General features: G+C 39.1%; 15 protein-coding genes. 8 read left to right on the forward strand and 7 right to left on the reverse strand.

Annotated elements, in window-relative coordinates; translation table 11 throughout:
- The first annotated feature begins 7 nt into the window (after window positions 1-7).
- The 5 genes from QOX35_RS06930 to QOX35_RS06950 all read left to right on the forward strand — a co-directional run bounded on the left by QOX35_RS06930 (window position 8) and on the right by QOX35_RS06950 (window position 4,214).
- Complete coding sequence (locus tag QOX35_RS06930) at window positions 8-1,435, forward strand: glutamate synthase subunit beta (RefSeq protein ID WP_135103850.1); 1,428 nt, start codon at window positions 8-10, stop codon at window positions 1,433-1,435.
- Between the two features lie 146 nt (window positions 1,436-1,581).
- Window positions 1,582-2,076: a calycin-like domain-containing protein gene (locus QOX35_RS06935; RefSeq protein WP_135103851.1), complete on the forward strand. Its 495-nt coding sequence runs from the start codon at window positions 1,582-1,584 to the stop codon at window positions 2,074-2,076.
- A gap of 114 nt (window positions 2,077-2,190) precedes the next feature.
- Entirely contained in the window at window positions 2,191-2,736 is a 546-nt protein-coding gene (locus QOX35_RS06940) for a C40 family peptidase (RefSeq protein WP_283686305.1), read from the forward strand.
- Between the two features lie 94 nt (window positions 2,737-2,830).
- Complete coding sequence (locus QOX35_RS06945; RefSeq protein WP_135103853.1) at window positions 2,831-3,592, forward strand: C40 family peptidase; 762 nt, start codon at window positions 2,831-2,833, stop codon at window positions 3,590-3,592.
- Between the two features lie 142 nt (window positions 3,593-3,734).
- Window positions 3,735-4,214 (forward strand): methylglyoxal synthase, encoded by a 480-nt coding sequence (locus QOX35_RS06950; protein ID WP_006842469.1) that lies wholly within the window; start codon window positions 3,735-3,737, stop codon window positions 4,212-4,214.
- Between the two features lie 33 nt (window positions 4,215-4,247).
- On the opposite strand, the gene QOX35_RS06955 is transcribed toward QOX35_RS06950, so the two are convergent.
- Window positions 4,248-4,850, reverse strand: a complete 603-nt coding sequence (locus tag QOX35_RS06955; protein WP_283686306.1) for an IMPACT family protein — start codon at window positions 4,848-4,850, stop codon at window positions 4,248-4,250.
- Between the two features lie 826 nt (window positions 4,851-5,676).
- Here QOX35_RS06955 and QOX35_RS06960 point away from each other — a divergent pair.
- Window positions 5,677-8,193, forward strand: a complete 2,517-nt coding sequence (locus QOX35_RS06960; RefSeq protein ID WP_283686307.1) for an ATP-dependent Clp protease ATP-binding subunit — start codon at window positions 5,677-5,679, stop codon at window positions 8,191-8,193.
- Between the two features lie 100 nt (window positions 8,194-8,293).
- Window positions 8,294-8,728, forward strand: a complete 435-nt coding sequence (locus QOX35_RS06965; RefSeq protein ID WP_283686308.1) for a VOC family protein — start codon at window positions 8,294-8,296, stop codon at window positions 8,726-8,728.
- Window positions 8,729-8,732: 4 nt separating this feature from the next.
- On the opposite strand, the gene QOX35_RS06970 is transcribed toward QOX35_RS06965, so the two are convergent.
- Window positions 8,733-9,332, reverse strand: coding sequence for a hypothetical protein (locus QOX35_RS06970; RefSeq protein ID WP_283686309.1), 600 nt, complete (start codon window positions 9,330-9,332; stop codon window positions 8,733-8,735).
- A gap of 69 nt (window positions 9,333-9,401) precedes the next feature.
- Between QOX35_RS06970 and QOX35_RS06975 the strand changes: the two genes are divergently transcribed.
- A complete protein-coding gene (locus QOX35_RS06975) occupies window positions 9,402-10,157 on the forward strand; it encodes a creatininase family protein (RefSeq protein ID WP_283686310.1) in 756 nt (251 codons plus the stop codon).
- Between the two features lie 146 nt (window positions 10,158-10,303).
- On the opposite strand, the gene QOX35_RS06980 is transcribed toward QOX35_RS06975, so the two are convergent.
- The 5 genes from QOX35_RS06980 to QOX35_RS07000 all read right to left on the reverse strand — a co-directional run bounded on the left by QOX35_RS06980 (window position 10,304) and on the right by QOX35_RS07000 (window position 21,165).
- Window positions 10,304-11,896: a glycoside hydrolase family 43 protein gene (locus tag QOX35_RS06980; RefSeq protein WP_283686311.1), complete on the reverse strand. Its 1,593-nt coding sequence runs from the start codon at window positions 11,894-11,896 to the stop codon at window positions 10,304-10,306.
- Window positions 11,897-12,019: 123 nt separating this feature from the next.
- Window positions 12,020-14,221: a beta-glucosidase gene (locus QOX35_RS06985; RefSeq protein ID WP_283686312.1), complete on the reverse strand. Its 2,202-nt coding sequence runs from the start codon at window positions 14,219-14,221 to the stop codon at window positions 12,020-12,022.
- A 30-nt stretch (window positions 14,222-14,251) separates the two neighbouring features.
- Entirely contained in the window at window positions 14,252-16,609 is a 2,358-nt protein-coding gene (locus QOX35_RS06990) for a glycoside hydrolase family 95 protein (RefSeq protein WP_283686313.1), read from the reverse strand.
- Between the two features lie 3 nt (window positions 16,610-16,612).
- Window positions 16,613-18,967 (reverse strand): glycoside hydrolase family 31 protein, encoded by a 2,355-nt coding sequence (locus QOX35_RS06995; RefSeq protein ID WP_502846758.1) that lies wholly within the window; start codon window positions 18,965-18,967, stop codon window positions 16,613-16,615.
- A 14-nt stretch (window positions 18,968-18,981) separates the two neighbouring features.
- Complete coding sequence (locus QOX35_RS07000) at window positions 18,982-21,165, reverse strand: glycoside hydrolase family 3 C-terminal domain-containing protein (RefSeq protein ID WP_283686314.1); 2,184 nt, start codon at window positions 21,163-21,165, stop codon at window positions 18,982-18,984.
- Window positions 21,166-21,204 lie beyond the last annotated feature (39 nt).

Here is a 21,204-nt window from a genome sequence, read left to right on the forward strand (position 1 = left end):
ACGAATCATGGGAAATCCAAAAGCATTTTTAACAGTAAAAAGAAAAGACGCAGGATATCGTCCTGCTCAGGAGCGTATTCTCGACTTTGGTGAAGTAGAACAAACACTAAATAGTGAAGATAGACGTGAACAAGCGTCACGCTGTATGGACTGTGGTATTCCTTTTTGCCACTGGGGATGTCCACTGGGAAATAAGATGCCTGAATGGCAAGAATATATATATAAGGGAAACTGGAAGCTGGCAGCAGAAGTATTGATGCAGACAAATGACTTTCCTGAATTTACAGGACGTATTTGTCCCGCACCATGTGAAAAATCGTGTGTACTCTCTATACACCGTGCACCTGTAACTATCCGCGAAAATGAAGCATCGGCTCTTGAGCACGCTTTTGGGGAAGGATTTATTCAACCTAAAGTTCCGGCTCATCGTACAGGTAAAAAAGTAGCCGTGATTGGTTCCGGTCCCTCAGGTCTTGCTGTTGCTAATCAGCTAAATCAGAAAGGACATGAAGTAACAGTGTATGAGAAGAGCTCTCATGTCGGAGGTTTGCTTCGTTTCGGTATTCCTGACTTTAAGCTGAATAAAAATATTATCGATCGCCGATTGAAGCTAATGGAGGCTGAGGGTGTGAAGTTTGTAGTAAATACAGAGATTGGTAAAGATGTGAAAGGTAAAGACATCTTGAAAGATTATGATGCTGTATGTGTGGCTATAGGCTCGCAAGTGCCTCGTAATCTCCCTGTCGAAGGGCGTGAGCTGAAAGGTGTTTACTATGCTATGGAATACCTTACAGCGCAGAATAAGTTGATCGCAAAAGAATCTGTTCCGGCTGATCAGGTGATTGATGCCAAAGGTAAGAATGTGCTTGTTATTGGTGGTGGTGATACGGGTTCAGACTGTATCGGTACTGCAAATCGTCAGGGCGCAGCGAATGTATTGCAAATAGAAATATTACCTAAACCGGCAAAGCTGGAAGAAATAGAAAATCCTTGGCCTAATCCATTTCCGGTAGTGCTGAAGACTTCTTCCTCTCACATGGAGGGTTGCGAGCGTCGTTGGGCGTTAAATACGAAACGCTTTATTGGAGAGGATGGTAAACTGACAGCCGTGGAACTTGTAGAAGTGGCTTGGGAGAAAGACGAGAATGGTCGCCATGTAATGAAAGAAGTTGGACCGTCTGAGATTCATAAAGTAGATCTCGTGTTTCTTGCCCTTGGATTTGTTCATCCTATACAAGAAGGCTTACTGCAAGAGTTGGATATAAAAACCGATGATGTTCGCCGTAATGTAATGACAGATAAGAATCGGGCTACAAATGTATCAAAGGTCTTTGGAGCAGGAGATTGCGTAAGCGGTCAATCATTAGTGGTAACAAGCATCGCATCGGGACGCAAGACAGCTCAACATATTGATGAGTTCTTGAGTTCAAAATAGGCATTGTTAATAATCGTTTAAAGTTAGGGACGCATGTCTTTTTTTGTTAAAAATGAGGGTAGGACTCTATAAGTAATCTTACCTTTATGTCAACAAAATATAGACATGACACAAATTAACTCTATTATTAATTAAAATTCCTAATTATGAACAAAAAACTTATTTGCTTATTGATGTTTGTTTTTTCATTAAGTCTTGCTTTTACAGCTTGTAGCGATGATGACGATGATAAAGTAGATTATGCTAAGGAAGTAGCTGGTACTTATACTGGCTCATTAACATTGAAAATACCTGTGATGGAGATTGATGAAACTATTGCAGATAAAAAAATAGAATTGACAAGAATTTCCGACAATAAGGTAAATCTTAAACTTAAGGAATTTTCATATGGTACATTAACTTTAGGAGATATTCCTGTCGATGAAATTACTGTAACTAAGGATGGAAGTACTTATAAACTCGCAGATACATCAAAAAACATTGATTTGTTAGGAGGTCTTATGACCGCAACTGTTGCGATTTCTTCATCTACAGTAAAAGATGGTAAGCTAAATATGACCATTAAAGTAAACAATGTTAAGCAGGGTGGAAATGACATGCAATTAGGTGATATGAATATTGCATATTCAGGTTCAAAATAAAATAGAATCTTGTTAATTAATCTTTTTATTATATTTAGAAGGCGGTTTCTGGAGACAGAAATCGCTTTTGTTTTTAATAATTTTCTATCTTTATGTCAAGAACTTATTAATGTTATGTTTAGAGTAGTTGGCAGATGTGTTCCTGTCTTTATATTACTGGTTATCTTATTATCTTCCTGTGGTACACAAAAACCACAAGGCAAACTTTTATACGATCCTCGTGAGGTGGCTGAGCTTTCCTCTAAACTGGGTATTGGATTAAGTAATATTGATAAAGATGATGATCGTAATATGCCTCTTTATGCCGAAGTTTCGCAGTGGCTGGGCGTTCCTTATCGTTATGCAGGGTTGTCGAGAAGAGGGCTAGACTGTTCCGGTTTTGCTTATCTTATTTATCAGAAAGTATATCGGAAATCAATACCTCGTTCTACGACAGATCAGTCGAAAATGAAAATGCATAATGTATCTAAAGGAGGTTTAGAGGCGGGCGACTTCGTTTTCTTTGCCACCTCGGGTAGAAATAAAATAAGCCATGTCGGTATTTATTTAAAAGATGGACGTTTTGTTCATGCCTCTACCTCCAATGGTGTAATAGTAAGCCATCTGGATGAGGAATATTATAAACGCACATGGAAGAAAGGCGGCAGATTAAAAAAATAGCTCACTAGAACTTAAAATTCTATAAAACTTTTACAAAGTTCCTATTTTATTAGACTGAATTTCCTATTTTTATTCGGCTAAAAAATAAAACAGCATGTCAATTTCGAAACGGATACTAGGAATATCAACATTTTTGTTAATGTGCTCCATGGCTTTTACGCCGGTTTCTGCTGTTACACCAAAGAAATCAAAAGCAGGGAAAAAGAAATCAAAAACGAGTGTATCTCATACTCCCAAATCGGTGAAAGTGGTACAGTCTTCACAAAATATGTCTGTAACAACAAATACTGGTGATAAGGTTTCCTTACCGGTATTTGATAAAATATTTGAGAATTCTAAATATAATGTGCCAAGTTCAGACGCTTTGTTAGCTGATGCAGGTGCAAGTGCTGCAGTCTCTATGGAAGTAATGAGGCGCAGAATGATAGAACAAAAAGAAATGCAAGAGCTTTCTTCTCAATTGGGAATATCGATTAAAAATCCTGACAATTTAGATTTGTATCGTGAGGTTGCAGATTGGCTCGGTACACGTTATCGTAGAGGTGGCATGAGCCGCAAAGCTGTAGACTGTTCCGGTTTTACAAATATTATATATAAAACTGTGTTTGGACAGCAGTTGGATAGAGTTAGTACAACAATAGCAAAGAATGTAAAAGAAACAATCACCAATAAAGAGGATTTAGAACCGGGTGATATGGTGTTTTTTTCTACTTTCAAAAAGAAATATATTAATCATGTAGGAGTATATATCGGCGATGGTAAATTCATTCATGCGTCGATAAAAAAAGGAGTAATAGTAAGCTCTTTGCGCGAAGGATATTATAGTACTGCATGGCGTAAAGGTGGAAGAAACTGATAGAAATAACAATAAAGAATAATATAGAGGGGATACGCAAGTGTCTCCTTTGTTGTTTTTATAAGTTTAATTGTATCGTTATAGAAATGCAACATAAATATTGTATCTTTGAAATAATGATTACATATAACTATCGACAAATATGAGAAAGAGACTAACAATAGCCCTGGTGGCACATGATCACCGCAAAGCGGATATGGTAGAATGGTGTTATTATAATTCAGATTTCTTGTCAAAACATCAATTGGTTTGCACCGGAACAACAGGAACTCTTATTAAAGAGGCTTTTGAAGAAAAAGGTATAAAAGCAGATATTACACGTATGAACTCCGGTCCATTGGGTGGTGATGCTGAGATTGCAGCCATGGTAGTGCGCCATGAGGTGGATTTGGCTATTTTCTTGATAGATGATTTAAATCCACAACCCCATGAAGCCGATATAATGATGTTGCTTCGCCAATGCCGTGTGCATAATGTGCCAATTGCTTGTAATCGCTATAGTGCAGATCTTATGATCACAAGTACATTGTGGGACGATGATGATTATACGCCTACTTTGCCTCGATACGAAATTTTTGATCGAAGTAAATTTGATGCAAGTTTCAGAAGGAAAAAAGACTAAAAATAGAAAAAGGTAAGCTTATAAAGGCTTACCTTATTTTTTATCTGCGAACCGGAGGCTTTCCACTTTTTCTAGTCTGCTTATCAATTCATCGTATTGAGCTTTTCTTATCTGTAGTATCATGCTACAGTTCATATCGAAATCTTGATGTAAAATTTTAGGTTCCATATCTTTTACCAGTCGCATCACATCATTCATATATGGATACTCGAAAGTGAATGATATTTCCAAGTCTACTGTTTTCTCTATAATTTCTGCCACATTAATAGCTTCTGCCGCTGCTTCTCTGTAGGCAACTATGAGCCCGCTTGTACCTAGTTTTATTCCGCCAAAGTAACGGACTACAGCAATTAAGATATTTGTAAGATCATTCGAGTTTATCTGCCCTAGTATTGGTTTTCCTGCTGTTCCGGATGGTTCTCCGTCGTCATTCGATCTGAATTCCTTCCGATCGGCTCCTAGCATATATGCCCAGCAAACATGTCGAGCGTCATAATATTCTTTACGAAGCTTATCTATTTCATTTTTGGCTTCTTCTGCAGATTGCACAGGAATGGCATAAGCAATAAATTTACTCCTTTTGTCAGTGTATATTGCTTTCGATAATTCCGTTATTGTTCTGAAAGTATCTTCCATAGACTACAAAGATACAAATTATGAAATAAAGCATTCTTTAGACAAAGTAATAATTAATGACAGAATTTCCGAGCAGAATGATATCTGATGCTCTAAAGATTTCAGATTGTATAAAATGAGGTGAAAGATAGGTAATGCTTAAAAGTGGGACGTTTTGATTGATAATCAAGGATAAATATTTTAGAAACCGGTATAAAATAGGAATGGTTGTCTCACGACAACCAATCTTCACTCCTAACCATAAATCTAATACCATGAAAAATACTTTACAAAAGTATGTATAATTTTTTATAAAACAAACTTAATGATATAAAAAATATAATTTTAACATTAATATAATTTTATTGTTTCGTTTTTAGAATCAAAATGTAATATATTTGTTTCTGTAAATAGTTAGTCTAAATTATAACTATCTGAGTCTTTGGTTCGAAGAATCGCATAAGAGATATTAACTATTTATATGGAATTTAAACATCGGGTTTTTATGAGTAAAACCTTACAAATATTTATATTTGTTATTAGTATGCTTGATTGATAAATAGATCTTATTATTCATTAAATACTTAATTAGCTCTCTAATTCTATAGCATAAATTTAGATTGTAATTGTTACAAAGCTGACACAGAGAGGTTAAGTTGTAATTAAAAGATTGTCCGCTTCAAGATTTTTTTATCATTTAAAGAATAAATTTAGCAAGTATCTAAAAAACATTATGGCATAGTTTTTGTTTCAATATTATAAATAGGTATTTTATTTTAATCTAAAAGGCTATTAGAAATAAAGCTTATATTTGCAACATACGCAAAGAACATCAAATAAGACGGTTATGGAAAATAATTTTTCACAAAGAGTTCGCAAAATCATGGGGTATAGCCGTGAGGAGGCCGGACGTCTTCAAACCAATTATCTGGCACCCGAACATTTGATGCTTGGTATACTTCGTAATGCAGAAGGATTGGCCATACAGGCATTAAAGGATTTTGGAATAGATTTGGTTGAATTAAAAGATAGTATTGATAATAATATATTAAAGCAGCAGGAAGATGCATATCCAAACAGTGAAGTCGTATTAAGTAAAAGTACTGAAAAGATTTTAAAGATGAGTATACTTGAAGCCAGGCTTACAAAAAGTCAGGAAACTGACTCCGAGCACTTACTTCTTGCCATTCTTAAAGATCATGACAATATAGCGGCGATGCTGTTGGAAGAATATCATATGGATTATAACGGAGCTTTCACTTATATAAAAAGTATGGGTGATATAATGCATGAAAATAAAAAGCAGTCGCCTCGTATGGGCGCCGACTTTACAGATGATGACGATGAGGATGATGAACCAATAAGCAGTGGAAATTCGAACGTTGGTACACAACAACCTCGTCAGGCTACAGATACGCCTGTACTCGATAATTTCGGTATAGACATGACGAAGTCGGCTTTGGAAAATAAGCTAGACCCAATTGTAGGTCGTGAAAAAGAAATTGAACGTTTAGCTCAGATTCTCAGCCGTCGTAAGAAAAACAATCCTATATTAATAGGAGAACCGGGGGTTGGTAAGTCTGCCATCGTTGAAGGTTTGGCATTACGAATCGTACAGAAAAAAGTATCTCGGGTATTGTTCGATAAGCGTGTTATTGCCCTTGATATGGCGTCGGTTGTAGCCGGAACCAAATATCGTGGACAATTTGAAGAACGAATAAAGGCTATTCTGAATGAACTATCAAAGAATCCTAATATTATATTGTTTATTGACGAGATACATACGATAGTAGGAGCGGGTGGTGCTACAGGCTCACTGGATGCTGCTAATATGTTGAAACCTGCTTTGGCCAGAGGCGAAATACAATGTATTGGTGCAACTACCCTTGATGAATATCGTAAGAATATAGAAAAAGATGGAGCTTTAGAACGTCGTTTCCAAAAGGTGATGGTAGATCCTACCACAGCAGAAGAAACGTTACAGATATTGCATAATATCAAAGAACGTTACGAAGAGCATCACAATGTGAAATATACTGAAGGTGCACTTGAGGCTTGTGTAAAACTCACCGATAGATATATTACAGATCGTAATTTTCCCGATAAAGCTATTGATGCTTTGGATGAAGCGGGTTCACGTATGCATATTGCAAATATACAGGTGCCTGTAGAAATTGAAGAAATCGAGAGCGAACTCAAAAATGTGATAGAGCAAAAAGGGGAAGCAGTAAAAGCTCAGAAATATGAGTTGGCAGCGAGTTTTCGAGATACACAACGTCAATTGATGTCTAAGCTTGATAAGGCTGAAGTAGACTGGAAAGCATCGTTGAAAGAGAAACCCGAAACAGTAGACGCCGAAATGGTGGCTGAGGTAGTTTCTATGATGTCAGGCGTGCCTGTTCAACGTATTGGTGAGTCTGAAGGCTTGAAGCTTGTAGGTATGAAAGATAGCCTGAAAGCTGCTGTAATTGGGCAAGATGAGGCTGTAAGTAAAATCGTAAAAGCTATTCAGCGTAACCGTATAGGTCTTAAAGACCCTAACCGTCCGATTGGTTCATTTATGTTCCTTGGGCCTACAGGTGTAGGTAAGACTCACTTAGCTAAGAAGATTGCAGAACAATTGTTTGACTCTGCCGATGCCCTTATTCGTATAGACATGAGTGAATACATGGAGAAATTCAATGTATCGCGTTTGGTCGGAGCACCTCCGGGATATGTGGGATACGAAGAAGGCGGATTGTTGAGCGAGAAAGTACGTCGTAAACCTTATTCTGTAGTACTGCTTGATGAGATAGAAAAGGCACATCCTGATGTGTATAATATCTTGTTGCAGGTGATGGACGAAGGTCACTTGACAGACAGTATGGGACGTAAGATAGACTTCAAGAATACGATACTGATTATGACCTCCAATGTAGGTACACGCCAGTTGAAAGATTTTGGAGGTGGTATTGGTTTTAATAAGCAATCTGCCGCCAACAAAGAATTCTCCAGAGGTGTGCTTCAAAAGGCATTGAATAAGTCTTTTTCTCCCGAGTTTTTGAATCGTGTAGATGACATAATAACATTCGATCAGTTAGATAAGTCTTCTATCGAGAAGATCATCGATATAGAACTAAAAGGTTTCTATAAACGTATGTCCGAGCTAGGGTATACTATCGAGCTAAGTCAGGAAGCGAAGGATTTCCTTACAGACAAGGGGTATGATGTACAATTTGGCGCTCGTCCGTTGAAACGTGCTATTCAGAACTACGTGGAAGATGAGATTGCTGAGTTAATCCTTTCGGGTGGAGTCGCAGAAAACGGGACTATAACTTTTGAAGTAGATAAAGAAAAAGATAAATTGAAAGCAATAGCAAAATAAATTTTCTTAAATATTTTTTGAAAGAGGAGTGGATACGTCCACTCCTCTTCTTTTATACAATATATAATCTTATATTTGAATATATTAAAGAATTACTATAATGAATCGGATAAATATTATTACACTGGGAGTAAAAGATGTAAAAGCCTCTTGTGCGTTTTATAAGAAGCTTGGTTTTGCAACTCCCAATACAGAAGACAATCCTGCAATTGTCTTTTTTAATAACGGTGGGACAAAATTAGCTCTTTACCCTCTGAAAATGTTAGCGGAGGATATCGATAGTTCAGCTACACCTCAGCTAAACACAGGATTCTCGGGATTTACATTGGCATACAATGCAAAATCGAAGGAAGAAGTAGATGCTATCTTTGCCGATGTAGAGAGTTTTGGCGGGAAGGTAATAAAAAATCCCCAAGCTGTTTTTTGGGGAGGTTATAGCGGATATTTCCGAGATTTAGACGGATATTATTGGGAGGTTGCTTATGCTGAATCTTGGCAGTTCGATGAAAATGATATGCTCCTTATAACAGAGTAACTTATTATAAGTTTCGAGCATGTCGCATCAACTCTTCTCTTATAATAGTGAGCTTTAAGTTTACTATACGATCCGCTTTTTGAAATTCTTCGCTGTCGTCAAGCTTTTTGTAGCGGCGAACAAACTCGTCCAGGCTGTCGGTGTCCGAATATCCTTCGAAAATGATATCCTTAGCATCTTTTGCCTTTCGGATTGTTTCTGCGGTCTCTTTCAATGGAGGGATCAACAGCAATGTATCCAATACTATATTGAGATACGAGAAGTCTAATGACAGCCCGAAGTCTTTATCTTCAATAAGTCTTAGCCATTGATATATCAAACTGATATTCTCTTTAGTTACTCCCTCTATAAGTGTATAGTTCTTATCGAAAAGATCTTCCCTTATAGCCGATACTGTTCTGTTGAAATCGTACTTTTCTGCTTCATAATACTTATTAGCCATTTCTTCATCGCAGCCGGTAAGAGATTGGATTTCCTTTATCGATTTAGCTTTGAATAGGTAGACACATTTTTCCACATCATTATCATTGTCTTTCAACATTTGTATGGCTTCTCCCATTGGTATTGGGAGTATTTTTCTGAGCTCTATGATCTTTTCTTTCATCTGTTTGTTTTTTACCCACCAAAGATAAAAAGCTATTGTTATCTTTACAAATAATAAAAAATTAAGGATATGAACATGCGATTTGATATGCTGTCAGCAATATACAACGAGACGAAGAATGGAAAGTACGATTATGCAGTGCAGCCATGGGGTGCTACCGAACCTCATAATTATCATTTACCTTATATGACAGATTGCTATCTGGCTCACGATTTGTCAGTAGATGCGGTCATTAAGGCATACGAAAAACAAAACGTGAAAGGCATGGTATTACCTGTAATACATCTTGGCTCGCAGAATCCGGGGCAAAGAGAACTACCTTTTTGTTTGCATGCCGGTTATGACACGCAAAAAGCCATACTATCAGATATCGTCTCTTCGCTGAACTATCAAGGCATACATAAGCTCATTATTGTAAACGGACATGGTGGAAATAGCTTTAAGAATATGATACGAGATCTGGCTGTTCAATATCCTGATTTTTTGATTGTGATAAGTAATCTGTTCGCCATTGTTCCTCAGACCGGATATTTTGAAGAAAAAGACGACCATGCCGGCGAAATGGAAACCTCAATGATGATGCATTACCATCCGGAGTTGGTGAACCTATCTGTTGCAGGAGACGGAGCGTCTAAGACTTTTAGTGCTGAATCTCTTAGAGACGGTACTGGCTGGACACCAAGAAATTGGGCGAAGGTCTCTCATGATACAGGGATTGGAAACCCTAAAAAGTCAACAGCAGAGAAAGGTAGGAAATATGCCGATGCTGTCAGCCGGAAACTGTCTGAACTGTTTATCGATCTAGCTAAAGAGAGTATTTATTGATACAGTAAAGAGGTGGGATAATTGTTATTGTTCTATTTTTGTCATTCTGAGTGTAACGAAGAATCTCCACCTTCAATACACGAGAAGTTTCACTTCGTTCAACATGACAAATAAAACAACAGCAATTATCCCACCTTCATCTTATATTATCTTTTTGCATCGTAATCGAACCAATCAAAATAGGCTTTGGCTTTACTTGGTTTCCCATTCGAAGAGGTGTAAAGTCCTATCATCACCCCTGTAAAGCCACCTGCAACCTCAGTACTCAGGTATCGGGTATCTAGCCTTCCCAATTCATTGAAGTTATCGCTATCGGCTTCTGCGCAATAAAAAGCGTATTGCGAAGGTGTACCTTCAATCTTTAATTTCAGCTTATTACTTTTAACTTGTTTTTCTCCGGCAATGTAAGAAAGTGATCCCACTTTTACACGTAGTTGAACAACATATTGACTGCCCGATTTTTTCAATAACAAGTCGTAGTGATGCGTATTATTTTGTATCAATGTCATTCCTGCTTCCTCGTTATTAGCAGATGAATTGAACTCTAAAAGAGTTTCAGCTCTGAAATCATGCTCTGTTTGTCGGCGGCAGATCATTGATATTGCCTCAGTTTCGTCTAATGTATATGGAGATGTACTGATTCTTATCCATCCTTTCTTTTCTGTAAACGAATAATTTTCTCTGATAGGATTACGTAAATATTGCCACTCGAATCCTAGTTTATCAGTATCAAAGTCTGTACGTATAGCTGCTTTTTCTACCGGATGGAGTGGGAGTGTAGGAACGTCCATATTTAGCGATACAGTTCCGTTTCCGTTCACTTGTGGCCAGCCACCTTTAGGCCAGTCTACAGGAGCTAAGAATGTTTCACGTCCAAGTACATGATAATATGCCCATTGATGCGTTACTCTGAATCCTAGAAATACCATCCACCAAGAGCCGTCTTTTGCCTGTACAAGATCTGCATGTCCTACACCCTGTATAGTATTGCTTTGCCCTCTTCGGTTGGCATGAGTCAGTATCGGATTTAATGGACATGATTCGTAAGGGCCGAATATATTCTTGCTGCGTCCTATAGTGGCGCTGTGCATATATTCTGTTCCTCCTTCACCCAGCAAAAGATAATAGAAACCATCTTTTTTGTAAATGTGGGGAGCTTCAGGGAAACGACCTCCTATGCCGCCCCAAACGAGACGTTCGGGAGATAATACCTTACCTGTTTTAATATCGATTTCTGTAATTCGGATACCCTCATCACCTTGAGTTACAAAATATGTTTTACCATCTTCATCCCAGAAAATGTCAGGGTCTATGCTTTTTATATCTACCCAGATAGGGTCGCTCCAAGGGCCTGCCGGATCGGTAGCTGTACAGTAAAAATTACCTTTATCTGATACGTTTGTACAAATGACATAAAATAACCCATCGTGATAACGTATAGACGGAGCATATAGTCCTCCGGATGCTGAAACTTTGTGTAATGACAATTGCGAATCTCTTGTTAGGCAATGTCCTATCTGTTTCCAGTTTATCAGATCCTTGCTATGATAGATAGCTAGCCCCGGAAAATATTCGAATGATGAAGTTACAAGATAGAAATCGTCTCCTACTCTGCAAACACTCGGATCGGGATTGAACCCCGGTATTATAGGATTTTTATATCCCGTTTGCGAAAAAGCCTGACTGATCAACAAAGTAGTGAGGCAAAAGAGAAAGAATGCTCTAAAAACGCTTTTCATGGTCTTCTGTTATATGATTGTTTTTCAATTTAATATAATGAAAAGGTGACAAAAGTGACACTTTTTTCAAAGATTCTGTTTGTCACCTTTCCATTTCTGTCAGGTTCCTATATAAAGATAATTTTACTTCACATTTATTGTTACAGAGCTTTTTACATCGGCAGATGATGCAGCACAATGCAATGTGAACTTATCCGATTCTACTACCCATTCGTGTGCTTTGTCATTGAAGAAAGCAAGGTCTTTGACAGGTATTGACAGTTCTACATTTTTAGTCTCCCCTGCTTTTAAGAAAACTTTTTTGAATGCTTTCAATTCTTTAGTAGGGCGTTCCATCGAAGGTTTTTGCTGTGATGCATATATCTGTACCGATTCTGCACCGTCAACGTTTCCTTTGTTAGTAAGAGTTAGGCTTATTTTAATTTCGTCATTTTTAGTGTACTCTTTCTTGTCTGTAGAAGCTTTACCATACTCGAATGTGGTATATGATAATCCATAGCCGAAAGGAAATAATGCCGGAATTTTCTTTGTATCGTGCCAACGGTAACCAACCAAGATATCTTCTTTGTATATCTGTTTGATGCTATCTCCCGGATAGGAAATTGTACCGAAAGACATAGCACCATTATCTTCTAACTTCTTCGGAATACTGAATGGTAACTTTCCGGAAGGATTGATTTCACCTGCAATTACATTCGCTGTCGCATTTCCTGCTTCCGAACCAAGATACCATGACTGCATCAAGGCAGGTACTTTATCCAACCACGGCATAGCCACGGCGTTGCCACTGACGATAACGATTCCCATATTTTTATTTACTTTCAACAAGTCTTCGATCAGTTCGTTCTGACCAAATGGCAGGTCGTAAGAAGTACGGTCTCCGCCTTCGCAGTCTTGTTGATAGTTCTTGTTTAAACCTCCGAAGAATAAAACAACGTCTGCATCTTTAACCAAAGCCAAAGCTTCTCGCTTCAATGAATCCGCATTGTATGGAGACGGAATAAAATGATCGTATACGCTAGGTCCTGAACCGTACCCCATCGTGTAGAATACTTTATCAGCGCCATATTTTATTTTCAATCCTTCGAGAGGAGAAACTTCTTTCTTTACTTTAAGTTCAGACGATCCTCCACCTACGGTTAAAGAACGGGTTGCATTTTCTCCGATTACAACAATTTTCTTGTAGCGGTCTTTAGCTATCGGGAAAAAGTTATTTGTATTTTTCATCAATACAATACCTTGCTCAGCCACTTCACGGCTTACAGCTGCATGTTCGGGTGTCGCAAAACTACCGTATGGACGGTTTCTGTCCATATTGGTTCTAAAGTTTAGACGTAATACCCTGCGAACCTTATCATCGAGGGTAGACATCGGTAATTCGCCCTTTTCCAACATCTTCAGATATGGTTTTGCCAGATAGTAATTGTCGTAAGCAAAACTTTGACCCCATGTGAGTCCGTTAGTCCAAGTACCCATTTCTATATCAAGACCGTACAACGCTGCTTCACGTGTGTCGTGGGCACTTCCCCAGTCTGTAACTACCACACCGTCATATTTCCATTCTCCTTTTAGTATCTGATTGATAAGTCTTTCGTGATGGCTGCAATACTGGCCTCTGTATTTGTTATAAGAACCCATTATCGCCCATACCTTGCCTTCTTCTACTCCGGCTTTGAATGCAGGCAGGTATATTTCATATAACGCTCTGTCGCTCACTTCTACATCGATATGCCCGCGCCATAGTTCTTGGTTATTTAGGGCAAAGTGTTTCATCGTTGCAGCTACTCCGTTTTGTTGTACTCCTTTAACGAAAGGAACAACCATCTTAGAGGCTAAGTAAGGGTCTTCACCCATATATTCAAAGTTACGGCCATTCATCGGCGTGCGATAAATATTGACACCGGGTCCAAGAATCATTTCTTTTTTTCTGAAACGAGCTTCTTCTCCCAGTGCATTTCCGTATTTCAGAGAAAGCTCAGGGTTGAATGTCGCAGCTAAACATGTTAATGCAGGGAAAGCTGTACATGAGTCGTTTGTCCATCCTGCATGGTTCCATGTGTCCCAATCTATTTCCATACGTACTCCATGAGGGCCGTCGCTCATCCATATTTCAGGAATACCCAGACGAGGAACTCCGGGTGTACTAAATTTAGATTGAGCATGTATCATCGCAATCTTTTCTTCCAAAGTCATTCTTGATAGAGCATCTTCTATTCTGACCTCCATAGGTTTACTATCGTCGAGGTAGACCGGAATCTGTTTTGTTTGCCCGTTTGCTTGCAATAAGAGTAAGCCGAATAATACATAAAAAAATAGTTTCTTCATGTTTTCTGTAATTGTTTAATATTTATTTGTTTAACGTAATTTCAATTTATTTCCCTTATTCAATGTCAGGTATAATCTATTACCTTCTATTTTATAGTTCTTTGTTCCTGCAATCAAAGGCTTTCCGCTAGTTAGTTTAATCACAAACTGATTGTTTGCAGTTGCCGTGATATGTATATTTTGAATCTTGTTATCTTTCCATTTAAAGGAAATTTCTGCACCCCCTCTTACTTTCATGCCTCTCACTTCTCCGTTCTTCCATCCGTCGGGTATAGCAGGCAATAGTTCTATAAAACCTTCATGGCTTTGTATAAGCATTTCCCCTATTCCGGCTGATCCGCCAAAGTTGCCATCTATTTGCATCGGAGGATGTGCACTGAAAAGATTCGGATAGGTGCCCCAGTTATTTTCAGCGGGTTTCAACAGGTCGCCAATCAGTTTATAAGCTTTATTTCCGTCTTTGAGCCGTGCCCAGAAATTAATTTTCCACGCCATAGACCATCCTGTAGACTGATCTCCTCGTCTTGTCAAGGTGACTTTAGCGGCTTCCATCAGTTTGGGAGTCTTTTCATACGTAAGTTCATTTCCCGGATGCAGTCCATACAGTTGTGATACATGGCGATGATGAATTTCACTCTCTTCATAATCTTCGAGCCATTCCATTACCTGTCCGTATTTTCCGATTGAAGTAGGTGCTAGTCGTTTTTTCTTCGCTGAAATATCTTGGATCCACTCATTATCTATCTCTAATATTTTTGCAGCATTCGTTACGTTTGTAAATAATTCGCGAATAATCTGATTGTCCATCGCTGAGCCCGCACAGATACTTACCACGTCTCCCGATGGTGTTATGTAAGCGTTCTCAGGGGAAGTAGTCGGAGCCGTAACCAAATAGCCGTTGTTAGGGTCTTCGATCAGCATGTCCTCAAAGAATAAAGCCACACCTTTCATTGTCGGATATACCGATTTTAGATATTCTTTGTCCTGAGTGTATAAGTAGTGTTCCCAGAGATGCTGGCACATCCATGCGCCGGCTGTGTTGGTTGCTCCCCACGAAGGGTGTTCTCCGGGAGAAGTGAAGCCCCATACATTACTCAAAATATGAACGACCCATCCACGGCTGTTATAATATATTTTTGCTGTTTTTTCTCCCGGCTCTACCAACGATTTCACAAATTCGATAGTAGGTTTGTGGAGCTCAGAAAGATTAAACATTTCAGCTCCCCAAAGATTCATCTGTAGATTGATATTCAAATGATAATCAGCATTCCAAGGGGTGTTTATTTGTGGAGCCCACAGTCCTTGCAGGTTAGGAGGGAGGCTTCCCTCTCGGGTAGACGATATCAATAGATAACGACCGTACTGCATATATAAGGCAGCCAGATCGTAATCTGTTTTGTCTGTTGCAAATGCTTCCAGTCGCTTATCTATTGCGAGTGAGGAATTCTTATTTTTTTCTAAAGTCAGGTCTACACGATTAAAGAGAGCCTGATATTTTGCAATATGTTTCTTTTTTAGGTTCTCGTAATTGACTCCGGCATTGTGCAAGAGGTCAGAAGCTGCTTTTTCATGATTCGTACCGTTGTAGTTGGTCGCTAATGAAACATATAGAGTGACTTCATTCGCATTCTTGATATCTATCTCCTTGTCTGTCGCGGATAATTCTCCTCCCTTGTTTATCACCTTCACCATTCCCATATATTTCATCCCCGAATGGTTTTCTCCTGCTTCCAATTGTCCGAAGATATAAAGTGTATTGCCGCTCGCATAAGTTTTAAAATTCTCATCACGTTGCAATGATATCTTTAGGCTTAATGCTCCCGGCTTACTTGCCCTATATTTTACTAATCCGATATCATCCGAGAAAGACGTAAAATATTCTCGTTTGTATTCCACATCATTTTTCGAGAAAGAAACAGAAGATAGAGCATTATTCATGTCCAGCACCCTTTTATACTGTGTCGCTTCAGATTTGTCAGGGTATATAAAGTCTACATACAGATTCGCAAAAATCTGAAATTTACCATATTCCAAACCTGCACTTCCTTTGCCTTTGCAGGTGAAGGTTTTGTACATTAATTCCTGAGCCTCTTTATTCTTTTTTTCAAATAGAAGTCTTCTTATTTCACCCAGATATTTATAAGCTTCGGGATTATCAGCATCCTGCTTGTTGCCCGACCATAGAGAAATTTCATTTAGTACGACCCGCTCTCTTTCTACTCCACCCCAAGGCATCATCCCTATTCTGCCATTTCCTAATGGGATCGATTCTTCCCAGATGGATGCCGGCTTATCGAAATAATATTGCCATTCGTTCTGTTTATTTTGAGCAGAAAGTCCACTCCATGAAAAAATAAATAATAATAAAAATAGTTTGTAGAACTTCATTTTTTACTTGTTTATCCTATAATGCACACCTTGTATTTGTCCTTTTTCCAGCTGATAATTACTACCCGATTTTGTAAGAATAATATCTGTTAGTTTATTGTCTGACGGAAGACAAACGAATCCTGTCGCTTTTTCTTTGTTTCCATAAACTTTTAGTTCTATATCAGACCAATTGATTTTATCCGTAGACTGTGCGAGTTGGGCGTGCGGGATAACAGCACCTTCGCGCACCAGAATGATAGCAGGGATTTCGCCGGCTTCTATTACATTCCATCCTTGTTGATATGTTTTTCCACTTTGATAATCGATCCAGTTGCCTTTGGGTAGATATACATTTCGTTCCGTTCCGGCTTCCATCATCGGAGCTACTAATATGTCAGACCCGAAGAGATACTGATCTTCTATGAGCCATGCTCCGGGATCGTCGGGATATTCCACAAACAAAGCCCGAACCATAGGCAACCCTTTTTCTGTACATAGTTTAGCTTGTGCATAAATATACGGCATTAATTTGTATTTCATTTCGGCCGATTCACGAAAAGCTTTTACAAAGTTATCATTGTATAGCCAAGGCTCTTTGGGGGGTGCTCCATGTGCACGGCTATGCGATGTCAAAAATCCGAAAGGTAACCAACGTCGGTACAGATTCTCGGGAGCAGCAACCACAAATCCTCCTATATCGTGACTCCAGAAAGAGAAGCCGCTTAGTCCGAATGAGAGGCCTCCGCGTAACGTCGCATCCATACCGATATCTGTATTCGCAGCATCGCCACCCCAATGGAGAGGATAGCGTTGGCTTCCTGCCCAAGCACTGCGAGCCCAGATAATATTTTCATTGTTGACTTCTTTGGTGATGTCTGCAACAGCTTTGTTGTAACGTAGCGGATACAGATTGTGTTCGTACCATCCACCGCGCCCTGACGCATAAAATCCTTCCATTGGTGCGGCTTCCCCGAAATCTACTTTTATTGCACCAACTCCCATTTTTAGTAATCCTGCAAGTTTGTCCTGATACCATTTTACAGTCTCAAGGTTGGAAAAGTCTAAAACTGCATCTTCATAAGGCATTTCTCCTTTTGAGTTTTTTACATGCAAGTTTTTCTCTATTATTTCATTGAAAAATTTATTTTTAGGTGTAAAATAAGTCAGTTGCCACAGCGAGATATGGAATCCATCTTTCTTTAGATCGTCAATCATTTTCTGAGGATTGGAAAACCTTGATGGCGCAAATTTATAGTCGCATTGCCAGTCTGTTTCGAACCATCCTGTATCGAAGTGAATAACATCGGACGGGATTTTATATGAGCGTAGTTTGGCTGCGACATCATAACCCTCGCTTTGCTCAAAGTAAGTGATTCGGCTCATCCATGTGCCAAACGACCAGAGTGGAGGCATAGATGGCTTCCCTACTATTTCGGTATATTCATTCAGTATGTCTTTCGGTTCGCCGATAAATATGAACAGATCGAGTGCTTCATCTCCCATGAACAGCTTGTTTGCACCTACATAGGTATTCCCAAAATCGCAAGTGACAGGGGCTGATGTGTGCATAAACATACCGTAACCTCGATTACTCATAAAGAAAGGAACAGGCTTGTACATTTGATCTGTTTCGGGACCTTGCGGATCAGTAACAAAAAGATTAACCTTTTGTCCTCTTTTGTCTAACTTGGTTACAGATTCGCCGCAACCAAATATTTTTTCTCCCGGAGACAATGAAAATACAGGGTTTATTGCCCGGCTATTATCCAATCCCCGTTTGATGAAGTTGAAAGGGATAACCTTTACTTGCGAAGAATCATTGTCGCACCAACGCCATGTATCGGTCAATCGTTTTCCTTTTTCGTCTTTCAACGTGATACGGAATGGCTTTTCTTCAATTTCTATACTGCCGTAATTGCTTTTGTAAGTATGGGTATTTCCTGTTTTAGAATATTTCCACGAACTGTCTTTGCCCGGTTCTTTGACTAACATAGGAGAGTCGAACGGTTTAGGTTGGACAGGGGTTGTCAACATTCTTATTCGCAATGTGCGTGGTGTCACAAAATCTACCGAGAAGTCTAATTCGGGGTTTTGTTCATAGGCTTCGCCCGGAAAATCTAACATTTTCAAATCTTGTGGCAAGATTGTATTTACATTAAAAGCCTGACGAGTGTACAACGATGTTCGTTTCCACGAGATTTTCCCTTTCCCTTCTGCTCCGTTAAATGAAGCCACTTTGTCGGCAAAGAAAAATGTATTGTGAAAATCTTTAAAGTCGATACTCATGTCGACAGGTTCGCCTAATATGCGTTTTTGTTGGGCCGCAAGCTGCGTGCTGAAGCAAATGATGAGGCAAAGAATAATTCGTATTTTCATAGGTCTTAGATTGGTTATTTTAGTTGTATTTCTTTTGTCAGTCTGATATCTTCCGAAGATGATCCTATCAAGAGATTCACAGTTCCGGGTTCTATTACAAACGAATCTTTATCGTTGTCCCAATATGCAAGATCATCTGCACTTAGCGTGAATTCAAAAGTCTTACTTTCTCCTTTTTTGATACTAATGCGATTGAAGCCTTTTAGCTGCTTAATTGGTCGTACAACTTTTGACTGAGGAAACGATACATATAGTTGGGCTACTTCTTCTCCATCCACATCTCCTGTATTTTTTACGTTCACTGATACTTTTAGATCTTTTCCTTTAGAAAGAGTAGAAGAAGATAAAGCCATATCGGAGTAGGTAAAATTTGTGTAGCTAAGCCCATATCCAAAAGGGTATAGCGGCTTTTCTTTTGCATACATGTATGTGCGGCCGTTCCGTATATCATAATCCATCATCGGGGGTAGGTCGGTAATGGATTTTACCCAAGTCTGATTTGTTCTGCCCGCCGGATTATAATCGCCGAAGATTACGTCAGCCAGACCGTTTCCGAGTTCCTGACTGTTGTTTGTAATATGCAGTATCGCCGGTATATTTTCTTGCGACCAGTTTATAGCAAAAGGGAAGCTGCTGACCAGTGCCATTACGGTATTGGGGTTCGCTTTGTGTACAATCTTTACTAAGTCTTCTTGTTCGAGTGATAAAGCTTTACGATCCACAGCCTCACGTCCGTCGCTCGGCACGGGTGAATATTTCCATTTAGGATCGGTGCCATATACATGATTTCCAACGCATACTATGGCTATATCTGCTTTCTGTGCGGCAAGATAGGCTTTGTCCATTTCATTCGAAGGCTCGTGTATAACTTCGACATTGTTACCGACTGCATTTTTTATACCTTGTAGTATGGAAACTGTATAAGGCGGAGTGCCGCTATACCAGTCTAGTAATACTTCGTTGGCTCGTGGACCAATAATTGCAATCCTCTTGATGTTTTCCTTCTTTAAAGGCAATAGTTTTTTCTCATTTTTTAGTAGCACGACAGATTTTGCAGTAACCAGACGTACAAAATCTTGAATTTCTTTATTTCTCCATACCGAAACTGTATCGGTAACTCCTATATGAGCATAAGGTAGTTTTGTCTGATCTCCATCTAGTAGGCCTAGCTTCAATGCGATATAGAAATTTCCCCGTATAGCCTTGTCTATATCTGCTTCTGTCAGCATTCCTTTTTCTAAGGCTTCGTATATGTATGGACGAAAATTATCGAGGAATTGTCCTACGCCGGCTTTTACGATGGCAGCACTACCTTCTGTGTGAGTTGAGAATGTTTTATGTGCTTTTATCAATAGATCGAGAGCTCCTCCGTCGGTACAGATTATTCCTTTAAAGTTCCAGTCTTTACGGATGTCTTTCAAAATAGGGTGGATCGTCATGGGTATTCCGTTCCAGCTATTATAAGCTGCCATGAAAGCCTGAGAGCCACCCTTTTCTATACCTTTTCGGAAAGGATATGAATAATACTCGTGAAACAGTCGATTATCAAAGTTAGAGGATGTAGAATCCCGTCCATCTTCATTACTGTTTGCAAGGAAATGTTTCATTAAGGATGCCGATTTCCAGTATCGGGGATTGTCTCCTTGTAGTCCTTTTATAAAGGCTACCGCCATCTCCGATACCAGAAAAGGGTCTTCTCCAAAACTCTCCTCCGTGCGTCCCCAACGTGGGTCCCGGGCTAAGTCTGCATTGGGGGCACGCATTACCAAACCTCCTTTTGTATATCTTTCGTTTTGTGTGTAATATCTTATTTCTGTGGCTTCTATGTCAGCTATTTTTTTTATCAGTTCTGTATCCCATGTCTCACCTAACCCATAGGCCTGAGGAAATGTAGTTGTAGGATATACATCGGGCACACGCTGATAATTTACCATTTTGAAACCACCCCAGTTCCCCGGGCCTCCCAGTGCCATCCCGTGCAATCCTTCAGAATGTCCTGTGTTTCGAATTCCTAAGCGAGGAACGCCTAAGTTTGTGGATAGTGCATTTATTTTCTCGTCAATTGTCATTATAGACAGGAGATTGTCGAGGCGTTTTTCGTCGCTTAAGCTTGTGTTTTGGAACGGATAGACATATTGTGCAAATACCCCGGTATTCGCAAACAAAATAGATAGCAGAATAAGTAATAGTTTTTTCATGGAATAGATTTTAACCGTACAATACAAAAATATTACATC

It is taken from the genome of Dysgonomonas sp. Marseille-Q5470 (assembly GCF_951230145.1).
Taxonomy (GTDB): domain Bacteria; phylum Bacteroidota; class Bacteroidia; order Bacteroidales; family Dysgonomonadaceae; genus Dysgonomonas.

Bases quoted from the DNA above. Each gene is read 5' to 3' on its own strand.
- QOX35_RS06980 (WP_283686311.1), bottom strand. From the start codon at position 11,896: ATGAAAAGCGTTTTTAGAGCATTCTTTCTCTTTTGCCTCACTACTTTG.
- QOX35_RS06955 (WP_283686306.1), bottom strand. From the start codon at position 4,850: ATGGAAGATACTTTCAGAACAATAACGGAATTATCGAAAGCAATATAC.
- QOX35_RS06930 (WP_135103850.1), top strand. From the start codon at position 8: ATGGGAAATCCAAAAGCATTTTTAACAGTAAAAAGAAAAGACGCAGGA.
- QOX35_RS06965 (WP_283686308.1), top strand. From the start codon at position 8,294: ATGAATCGGATAAATATTATTACACTGGGAGTAAAAGATGTAAAAGCC.
- QOX35_RS07000 (WP_283686314.1), bottom strand. From the start codon at position 21,165: ATGAAAAAACTATTACTTATTCTGCTATCTATTTTGTTTGCGAATACC.
- QOX35_RS06995 (WP_502846758.1), bottom strand. From the start codon at position 18,967: ATGAAAATACGAATTATTCTTTGCCTCATCATTTGCTTCAGCACGCAG.
- QOX35_RS06990 (WP_283686313.1), bottom strand. From the start codon at position 16,609: ATGAAGTTCTACAAACTATTTTTATTATTATTTATTTTTTCATGGAGT.
- QOX35_RS06945 (WP_135103853.1), top strand. From the start codon at position 2,831: ATGTCAATTTCGAAACGGATACTAGGAATATCAACATTTTTGTTAATG.
- QOX35_RS06940 (WP_283686305.1), top strand. From the start codon at position 2,191: ATGTTTAGAGTAGTTGGCAGATGTGTTCCTGTCTTTATATTACTGGTT.
- QOX35_RS06960 (WP_283686307.1), top strand. From the start codon at position 5,677: ATGGAAAATAATTTTTCACAAAGAGTTCGCAAAATCATGGGGTATAGC.
- QOX35_RS06985 (WP_283686312.1), bottom strand. From the start codon at position 14,221: ATGAAGAAACTATTTTTTTATGTATTATTCGGCTTACTCTTATTGCAA.
- QOX35_RS06935 (WP_135103851.1), top strand. From the start codon at position 1,582: ATGAACAAAAAACTTATTTGCTTATTGATGTTTGTTTTTTCATTAAGT.
- QOX35_RS06970 (WP_283686309.1), bottom strand. From the start codon at position 9,332: ATGAAAGAAAAGATCATAGAGCTCAGAAAAATACTCCCAATACCAATG.
- QOX35_RS06950 (WP_006842469.1), top strand. From the start codon at position 3,735: ATGAGAAAGAGACTAACAATAGCCCTGGTGGCACATGATCACCGCAAA.
- QOX35_RS06975 (WP_283686310.1), top strand. From the start codon at position 9,402: ATGAACATGCGATTTGATATGCTGTCAGCAATATACAACGAGACGAAG.